Consider the following 8,634-nt stretch of genomic DNA (forward strand, 5'->3'; position numbering starts at 1 on the left):
TTTTGCACGAAAATCCCGAGTTTTACGGCGCGAACGGCGCTTTTTTCCGTTTCTGTGCAACGCGAAGCGTGTTATTGTTCGCAGCACGCCGCTTTTTGGCGGGGTGTGAACAGTAACACCTTACTTTTTTAATCAGCAGATTTTTTTATTAAAGACTTGCAATTTTCTGCCGTATGTATTATATTAAAGCAAAGGCATAAAGAACATGTGTTCTATTTTGAATAGGGGGAGTATTATGATAATCAGCGCCAGCAGACGAACAGATATCCCTGCATTTTTCTCCGACTGGTTCATGAACCGCATCCGGGAGCAATATGCCCTGGTAAGAAATCCGTTCAATTCGCATCAGGTCAGTAAAATCAGCTTAAATCCGGACGTTGTAGACTGTATCGTATTTTGGAGCAAAAATCCGGAACCAATGCTCACCAGACTAAATGAATTACAAAATTACACCTTTTACTTCCAATATACGCTGAACGCTTATGGAAGAGAGATTGAGATGAACCTTCCCGCCCTCAAACAGCGCATCGCAACCTTCCAGTCGTTATCAAAGATGATTGGAAAAGAGCGGATCATCTGGCGGTATGATCCCATCATTCTCAATGAAACCTATACAGCCGGCTGGCACAGCAGCGCCTTCTCGAATCTGGCCTGTCAGCTCAGCGGCTATACCGGAAAATGCACGATCAGCTTTATTGACATGTATCCCGCAATAACTAATAACGTCCGGCCGCTGGGGATCCGGGAAATACCCGGCGGCAGTATCTCCGCCCTGGCCAGAAATCTGTCTTCCATTGCCGCATCCTGCGGCCTTGCAATAGATACTTGTGCGGAAAAAATTGATTTGTCCGATTGCAATATCCGGCACGGCTGCTGTATCGACGGCGAACTGATCGCAAAGCTTGCCGGCTGCCCGGTCAACACACAAAAGGATAAGAACCAGCGTCCCGAGTGCCGGTGTGCCGCTAGCATAGACCTCGGATTTTACAATACCTGCCGCAATGGCTGTTTCTATTGTTATGCCAATCACAGCCGACGGCAGATGGAGGAACGATGCCGGTCCTATGACAGCACTTCTCCTCTGCTCTGCAGCCAACTCTCAGAAGATGACCGGATCTATGAACGCAAAACCGGAAGTCTTAAAAATATACAGTATGATTTATTTAGCATACCTGCGCCCTGACCGGCTTTCCCACAGTTCACTGCCGTGGTCATAGTGAATACAGTACGCCAGCATGTTCTGCGTTGTACCGGAAAATAACACGTAAAAAAGAACCATCCTGCCATTTCATAAAAGCAGTTTGGTTCTTTCCTGCCAGATATTATCAAGATATCTCTTACATCAGACCACCCTTCTTACTTCAGTCTATTTTTCCGCTTCGGACCATTATTTCTTATCCAGTCCGGAAACATCGTTTAACAAAATTCCACAATAAGTCTGCTCCGCTTCGCGTACATGCTCATAAAGCAGATCAGGCACACGATCGAACTCTTCGTTCAGCAAAGCATCGATTATCTCAATATGGCCGTTCGCCCCGCTGATGGAACGCTGCTTTAAATAAAATTCCTGGGTGCGGATTCTCTGAAACTGGTCGGACACATAGGATAACAGCTTATTTACATGGCGTTTGCTGCAGGCCTCGTAGAGATATTTATGAAAATCATAATCCAGGGTACGCAGCATATCGTAATCCTGATTTTGAAGCGCCTGCTCAATTCTGCTTCGGAAATCTGAAAGTATCTCTTTATTATAACAGTGCAGATACGGCTTAAGAAGCAACGGCTCCATCACTTTCCGAATTTGAATCAGTTCAATGATAGTCTGAAGCGACAAATCCGAGACTATAATCCCCCTCTGCGGCAGAGACATAACCAGCCCCTCCCATTCCAGCTTGACAAGCGCTTCGCGAACCGGTGTCCGGCTGACTTTCAGGTCCTCGCATATTTTTTTTTCATCCAGATAAGCGTTAGGTAAAATTTCATTATTTATGATCTTGTATTTCAGGTCCTGGTAAACCTGATTTGTTAAATTATCTTTTTTAGACATGGCAATCAGCTCCTGAAAATCATTATATCATGTTCACTGCGTTCACATGAGTCTCCGACGGAAAATAGCGCCAGTTTTCTGCAGTGAACGCAGAAACTGTATTGCGCAGATATAAAGCCCGCTCTGCCGACATTATATCATAGGCTGCACTTAAAGAACAGATACTATTTCATTTTTAGGCTTAACCGGATGCTTGCTGGTACTGTTCACACCTCGCTGAACACAACCGTGTAAACAGTAACGCTTGCTGCCTGATTTAAAAATATAATAAAAAACACTTGAAATCCGTTTTTTCTTGTCGTATACTAATTTGTATACAAATATAAATACATAATGTATACAAACTTGAATAGTAACTGTCTTACCACAAACGAAAGGAGAAAAGTAAATTGCCGAAACACCTGTATTCCCTGGTGCATCTCACCAATATCAACTGTCCGCCGCCACAATTCATCTATACGGCGGCAAAAGCCGGCTATGATGCGGTGAGCCTGCGAACAATTCCCCTGGGACTGCCGGGAGAATCCCCCTATAACCTGGCCCAAAACCCGCAGTTGATGCGGGAGACCCGGCAGGCTTTGTCGGAAACCGGCATCCGATACACTGATACGGAAATTGCCCGTATCGCGGATAACATCGATGTCAAAGACCACGAGCCTGCAATGGCGGCCGCCGCTGAAATGGGTGTCACACACGTCCTCACCAATATCTGGATTCAGGACAAAGAATGCTATACGGAACAATTTATCAGGCTTTGCGAGCTGGCTGCGCAATATGGACAGGATGTGAATGTTGAGTTCGTCACCTGGGCCAGCGTGTCCAACCTCAGACAGACAAAGGAATTGCTGCTGGCCTCCGGCCGGAAGAATGTAGGAATTGTCGTCGATACTCTGCATTTTTACCGTTCCCGCATAACACTGAGCGAACTGGAGGACTGTCCCAAAGAATGGTTCCATTATGCGCATCTTTGCGATTGCGGGGCGGAAATACCGACGGAGGTGGAGGCGCTGGTCCATACCGGACGGGCGGAGCGTCTTTACCCCGGCGAAGGAGCCGTACCAATTCAAGATATTATTTCCCACATTCCAAACCAGGATATCATATACGGTCTGGAAGTCCCCCACGCAGGCCGCCTGAGCGAGCTTGGATTTGAGGAATATGCCCGCCGGGTATTGAAAGCGGCAAAAGCCTGCATGTCGGAAGATTAGAAATTAAACAAAAAGAACGGAGAGACAGAATATGGAACGTTACACTGACAAAATAGTTATGATTACCGGCGCCGGTGATGTTGCTCTGGCCATAGCAGAGCGCATGCTGGGCGAAGGAGCCAGGATTGCTTTCACAGATTTTTCCGAAACGGCTCTGACTGCCGCGGTGAATGAGATGACAGCCTCCGGCTTCGGAGAGGACAGAGTGATGACCGTACAATGCGACGTGCGCAGCCAGGATGCCTGTGACGCTGCTGTTACCGCAATTACAGCCAGATGGGGCAGGATTGACACAATGGTTGCCACTGCCGGCATTATCCGGCATCTGCCTATCGACCAGATGAGTGAAAAAGACTGGCAGGACGTCATTGACATCAATCTGAGCGGAGTTTTCCGCGCCTGCAAGGCAGTCGTTCCCGGTATGAAAGAAAAACGGTACGGCCGTATTGTCATCATTTCCTCCATCGGCGGCCGCACCGGCCGCAATGTGGGCGTAAATTATGCTGCAAGCAAGGCCGGAGTCAATGGAATTGCCATGAATCTGGGCTATTGCCTGGCCCCATGGAATATTACGGTAAACACGGTCGCTCCCGGCCCTCTGAAAGGACGGATGTTTTCCTCCATGCCCCAGGAACAGCAGGACAGCCTGGCTGCCGGGATTCCGCTGGGACATGTGGGCGAGCTGAGTGATGTCGCAGCCGCGGCTGCCTATCTGGGCAGCGACGACGCCGCATGGACCACCGGCGAAGTATTGGACGTTAACGGAGGACTGCAGTTTTAATTGGAACTACATAATTGAAACCGATTAATCAAATTTAGATAAAAAATATACATTTGATTTTTGTTTGCGCAGCAAACTTATATTTAAGATAAGAAAGGAAAAAGATAACCATGAAAAAAATAATTGCAATGATCATGACCGGCGCCATAGCCCTCTCACTGACTGCCTGCAGCAATTCGTCCGGCTCCGCCCCGTCCCCTTCTTCCAACGGAACATCCTCCGGCAACACGGCCGGTGCTGCCACTGATAAAGCTGCCTCCGATATTGACACCTCAGAATACGGGAATCTGGATCCCGTCGAACTGGTCCTGGCAGACTCTGCCGCAAAAGGCGCCGCCGGCTCCACCTTTGATGAGCTGGTAGCGATAAAGGTTTCTGAAATCACAGGCGGCCAGCTGACAATAGACACCCACCTGAACGGGGAGCTTGGAAATGATACCGATCTTCTCCGCCAGATGCAGAACGGCGATATTGATATTGTCGGCTGTCAGATCGCTCCCATGGTATCTTTTATCCCGGAGCTGGCCATATTCGACCTTCCTATGGTCTTTGCAAAACACGACGGAGATAAAATTGACGCAGTGTTAAATGGTGATTCCAAAACCCGAGCCACACTCGATACCGCTTATGAGACAGCGGGCATGCATCTGCTGGGTGTTCTGCAAAACGCCACCTACCGTCTGACTACGGCAAATGTGAACCTGGAAACACTGGGCGATTTCAAAGCGCTGCAGATCCGCACCATGGAAAACAGCAACCATATGGCATTCTGGACGGCCATCGGAGCCGAGCCGACGCCTCTTGCATGGGCTGAGGTTTATTTTGCTCTCCAAAGCGGAACCATTGACGCACAGGAAAATGCAGCCGATACAATTGTGGGCGCCAATTTAAGTGAAGTCCAGAGCTGCCTTGCATGCACCAACCACATTCTGTATGCGAACCAGATCTGCATCAACAAAGCCTCCTGGGATGCCTTAGATCCGGCTTACCAGTCTGCCCTTGAGCAGGCTGTCACAGAAGCAATGGCGGAAATGCGCACCCAGTTATCCGATATTGACCGTGAAAACAAGAAAATTCTGGAAGACGGGGGTATGACGATTATTAACTATGACGATTCCTTCTTTGACGAGATTCTGGCGCTGGACGGAGTCCGGACCTTATACGACCAGATCGACCAAAACACCAACGGCCTGGCACAGATTCTCCAGGATGAATTGACCCAGTAAACGGTGCGCCGGAAAGCAGCAGACTTTCCGGCTCTTCCGCCCGCCTTAGGCAATAACAGGCTCCGGGAAGCGGCGTTGACAAAGCACCGGCCGGGACTTATGATAATAATAAAACAAAACCGGGGAGCCGCCTATGATTACGAGAGAAGACAGACAGCCGTTTCATGATACCTGTCGTATTTTAGATAAAGCCGATGATTTTATCTATGTTCTGCCCCATCCCGGGCTGCTGGAATGGATATCAAATTATACTATTACATTTCCAAACGGTAACATCATATCTGATGACTACACCGTAATGCCGCATGGCAGTGCAACATTGGTATTTACATTTGACGGGAACAATTTATGCAGCAATTTATTCGGTCCCATTACAAAGCCCCGTATGATCGGCAGGCAGGCTAACCAAAACGATATGCTGTTTATTATTGAATTTCAACCAGCCGGTTTGCATGCGTTTACAGGCGTTGATCAAAGAGAGCTGTCTGATCAGACCCTCCCCTTTTCATTCATAAATCCCGTGTTAAACAAGAAGATAATGGAAACGCTGGATTCTGTACACAGTATGCATGAACTGGTTATCCATATCGACCATATACTCCTCTCCTGCCTGCCCCTAACCCGTCCCGGTGAACTGCATTTGTCTGTGGAGAGTATTATAAGAAACAGCGGAAACATCTCTGTAAAAGAGTTATCGGAGGCTGTTTATTACAGCGAACGTCATCTGAACCGGATTTTCAGCCGTTATTTGGGAATGAATACTAAAACCTTTTCCAGACTGGTCCGGATAAACAAAGCAGTCCGGCTTCTCCAGAATCCCGGAACCAGCATCTCCTCCGTCTGCTATTCGGCCGGTTTTTATGATTTGTCTCACTTCATTCATGATTTCAAAGACGTCACCGGAATTACTCCTTTGGATTATCGGCATAAGATGTCCGATTTTTACAGTGAGATTGCCAAATTCTGATGTACAATGGAGGAAATCAAAGCAGAAGGAGTGTGGCATATGAAATACTGCGGTACATTAATCTCCGTATCCGATATGACGAGAGCCAGGAATTTTTACGAACAGGTAATGGAACAAAAGGTAATGTTAGATTTGGGCGTCCACGTTTCATTTGAAAACGCCTTTTCGCTCCAGTCCAATTATGAAGAGCTGGTCGGCGTGAAACTGGAAGCACAACGGAAACCAGATAATTTTCAACTCTATTTTGAGGTGGATGATTTAGAGCGGTGGGAAGCAAAGCTGAAGTCCACAGAGGGGATCGAGTTTATTCACGAAATCAAAGAATACCCATGGGGACAGCGTGTTTTCCGCTTCTATGACTATGATAAGTTTATTGTGGAGGTTGCGGAAAGCATGAAAAGCGTTGCAATGCGTTACCTGGCCCAGGGGCTTTCCGTGGAAGAAACAGCAAAATGTGCGATGCTGCCGATTGAGGTTGTAAAACAGTTTCAATCATAATTTATAATTGGCTCACAGCATACAAAACAGTGTGCAGGAACAAATCACAGAAAACCGTCCGGCAGCTCCGTCTGGCTTTCTGTGATTTGTTTCATTCCTTATTTGGATCTATTTTCGAAATCAATCAACTCCCGTATGTCCGTTATTTCCAATGCCTCAGCGATTTTGGACAAGTGTTCAAAGTTTATGACCGTCCGGGCCCCACGCACAATATCGCTGATGGTGGACTCGCGTATTCCTGATACCTCCGCCAGCTTTTTTTGCGTTATTTTACGTTCCTCCAATATTTCCTTTACTTTAAGTTTTACCTGATAACTCATATGTCTCACTCCCGTCTCTTTGCCAATTCCACTTTCATATATGCCAAATCCCAGATATTTGTATCTTTTCCCACCGCATTGGGATTGTCTCCAATGGATGAGGCAAAATTCATTATACTGCTTGTCAGCTCTTTTTTACAGTCATTCCAGATATCCTCCGGTCTGATGCCGTTTCTCCACTCGTATTTATCGGTCTCCTCATTATACTGCAAATAAGAGCGGAATGCAGCAACTACAGGATACATAAAACCGTCAGGAATTTTATATTTCAAATCATGCATCCCGAATTTGCTTTTTCCCACCGTAGAATCATCCTTGTGGCCTGAGTATTTTTTTCTTCCATACCGTCCCCCTGCCGAATTATATGCGTCGGCAAATTCCATTTCAATCTGATCATATAAATCGAAAATATCCGGCATCACATTGACGAATTTACGGTAAAACTCCGGATCCTGCAAATACAATTCGAGCATTTTTGCTTTTGACGAATAAGCCTGCATCGGATGCGTCTGCGCATCATATTTCTCAATATTAAACATATTTATGATTGCCACAACTTCCCTCGCATCTATCATCTTCAGGTTTTCCCTGTCTCATCAACGGATACCTGATTCTGCTTAAATGCTATCCTGTCAAAGAAAGGCATGCCTTCCAGTCCCTCTTTAATCGGGTCAAACTTCCGTGCCAGTTCCGCCATGGATTTCTCATCCACCTGCACTGAGGTGTTCCTCGCTTCTGCAAGATTTTCGATAATCCCTTCCACACCGGTCATCACCTCAAACTGCACATACTGGTTTAACTTTTCCCCCTGATACTCACAGATGATTCTGTATGTATGGCCGCCGTCTATGTTGCCGTGGCATAATGTATTGTCAAAGTAAACCGTCACTTCTGCTCTCTCCGGATCGTATTCCAGTTTGGATGCCGACAGGATGATTCCACGATTCTTGAGATAAAAATTGCCGTCATTGCTCAGGAGAGATTCCGTGATTGCCTTCGCAACACTGGATGTCAGTTTCTGGTTCCTGGGGTTTGTCGCCATCGGTATCCCCAGAGGCACATCATCTACTTTCACATAGAAGATGTATTTCTTCGAATCATTGTTCCCGACGGGGTTTAAAAGTACCTGAAATGAGTTTGCCTTGACCGGCATTGTTTTCTTTAGCATAGAGCCTCCTTCTCTGCACCGGATGGACCGGCAGAGTTTTATTTATATGTTTCCTATACGCATTTCGTTATTTCATAATAACGCAATATCGTTATTTTGTCAATTAATTTCTCCACTATAATCAGAAAATAATAAAATGCTTGACATTAACTCCCGCCACTACTATAATCCAAATTGCAAGGGAGTTCTCGTAAGAGGGCTGAGAGGAGGGTGTATTCCCTCGACCTCACCTGATTTGGATAATGCCAACGTAGGGATGCAACGACAATCTACATTTTTACGACTTTCAGAAAATCTGTCGGCAGTGTGCCGCGGGTTTTAACGGAAACCGGTGGATGTAACCGCAAAGTCAGAGCCATTCTCTTGCAGGAGGATGGCTTTTTTATTTAACAGGAAAATTCCCCTGTTAAATAAAAACC

Annotated in this window: 10 protein-coding genes and 1 riboswitch; of the genes, 6 read left to right on the forward strand and 4 right to left on the reverse strand. The window is 46.5% G+C overall.

Annotated features, from left to right (window positions below; genetic code table 11):
• Positions 1-235: 235 nt before the first annotated feature.
• On the forward strand, positions 236-1,183 hold the full coding sequence (locus tag CLOSYM_RS18135; RefSeq protein ID WP_044902814.1) for a DUF1848 domain-containing protein: 948 nt from the start codon (positions 236-238) through the stop codon (positions 1,181-1,183).
• 204 nt (positions 1,184-1,387) lie between these two features.
• Here the strand turns inward: CLOSYM_RS18135 and CLOSYM_RS18140 are convergent, their stop codons facing one another.
• Positions 1,388-2,047 carry a GntR family transcriptional regulator gene (locus tag CLOSYM_RS18140; RefSeq protein WP_021643249.1) on the reverse strand — a complete coding sequence of 220 codons (660 nt, stop codon included), beginning with the start codon at positions 2,045-2,047 and terminating at the stop codon, positions 1,388-1,390.
• Positions 2,048-2,436: 389 nt separating this feature from the next.
• On the opposite strand from CLOSYM_RS18140, the gene CLOSYM_RS18145 reads away from it, so the two are divergent.
• The 5 genes from CLOSYM_RS18145 to CLOSYM_RS18165 all read left to right on the forward strand — a co-directional run bounded on the left by CLOSYM_RS18145 (position 2,437) and on the right by CLOSYM_RS18165 (position 6,727).
• Positions 2,437-3,255: a sugar phosphate isomerase/epimerase family protein gene (locus tag CLOSYM_RS18145; protein ID WP_044902815.1), complete on the forward strand. Its 819-nt coding sequence runs from the start codon at positions 2,437-2,439 to the stop codon at positions 3,253-3,255.
• A gap of 31 nt (positions 3,256-3,286) precedes the next feature.
• Entirely contained in the window at positions 3,287-4,036 is a 750-nt protein-coding gene (locus CLOSYM_RS18150) for an SDR family NAD(P)-dependent oxidoreductase (protein WP_021643251.1), read from the forward strand.
• A 110-nt stretch (positions 4,037-4,146) separates the two neighbouring features.
• The gene (locus tag CLOSYM_RS18155; protein ID WP_021643252.1) at positions 4,147-5,262 is read left to right on the forward strand and encodes a TRAP transporter substrate-binding protein; all 1,116 of its coding nucleotides are present in this window, start codon (positions 4,147-4,149) and stop codon (positions 5,260-5,262) included.
• A 133-nt stretch (positions 5,263-5,395) separates the two neighbouring features.
• A complete protein-coding gene (locus tag CLOSYM_RS18160; RefSeq protein ID WP_021643253.1) occupies positions 5,396-6,229 on the forward strand; it encodes a helix-turn-helix domain-containing protein in 834 nt (277 codons plus the stop codon).
• Between the two features lie 39 nt (positions 6,230-6,268).
• On the forward strand, positions 6,269-6,727 hold the full coding sequence (locus CLOSYM_RS18165) for a VOC family protein (RefSeq protein WP_024739122.1): 459 nt from the start codon (positions 6,269-6,271) through the stop codon (positions 6,725-6,727).
• Between the two features lie 98 nt (positions 6,728-6,825).
• Here the strand turns inward: CLOSYM_RS18165 and CLOSYM_RS18170 are convergent, their stop codons facing one another.
• Genes CLOSYM_RS18170 through CLOSYM_RS23690 form a run of 3 tightly spaced genes read right to left on the reverse strand, consistent with a single transcriptional unit; the run spans position 6,826 to position 8,215 of the window.
• On the reverse strand, positions 6,826-7,047 hold the full coding sequence (locus CLOSYM_RS18170) for a helix-turn-helix domain-containing protein (RefSeq protein WP_021643255.1): 222 nt from the start codon (positions 7,045-7,047) through the stop codon (positions 6,826-6,828).
• 5 nt (positions 7,048-7,052) lie between these two features.
• Positions 7,053-7,622, reverse strand: a complete 570-nt coding sequence (locus CLOSYM_RS23685) for an AIPR family protein (protein WP_021643256.1) — start codon at positions 7,620-7,622, stop codon at positions 7,053-7,055.
• A gap of 2 nt (positions 7,623-7,624) precedes the next feature.
• On the reverse strand, positions 7,625-8,215 hold the full coding sequence (locus CLOSYM_RS23690) for an AIPR family protein (protein ID WP_021643257.1): 591 nt from the start codon (positions 8,213-8,215) through the stop codon (positions 7,625-7,627).
• Positions 8,216-8,384: 169 nt separating this feature from the next.
• Positions 8,385-8,489: riboswitch (TPP riboswitch) on the forward strand.
• Positions 8,490-8,634 lie beyond the last annotated feature (145 nt).

Origin of the sequence: [Clostridium] symbiosum ATCC 14940 (genome assembly GCF_000466485.1) — a bacterium.
Lineage (GTDB): Bacteria > Bacillota > Clostridia > Lachnospirales > Lachnospiraceae > Otoolea > Otoolea symbiosa.